At 35.5% G+C, this 228-nt stretch carries 1 protein-coding gene; it reads left to right on the plus strand.

Features of this window, described 5'->3' with window-relative positions; all coding sequences use genetic code 11:
* On the plus strand, positions 1-228 hold a 228-nt coding region (locus tag RR876_RS17435; protein WP_332637233.1), incomplete at both ends, for a RepB family plasmid replication initiator protein.

The following is a 228-nucleotide window of genomic DNA, read 5'->3' on the forward strand; positions in this document are numbered from 1 at the left end:
TTTTCACCAGCCATAATTCCTTTAATTACAAGGCTTGAAAAACATTTTACAAGCTATGAAATGAAACAAATTAGCTATCTAAGTACAGGATATGCTGTACGTTTATATGAAATTTTGATTGCTTGGCGCAGTACAGGTCAAACACCTGTTATTGAACTAGCAGAGTTCAGAAAAAAGATAGGCGTTCTCGATGATGAATACACCAGAATGGGAAACTTCAAAGATCGG

Source organism: Acinetobacter sp. (genome assembly GCF_036666595.1).
GTDB lineage: Bacteria > Pseudomonadota > Gammaproteobacteria > Pseudomonadales > Moraxellaceae > Acinetobacter.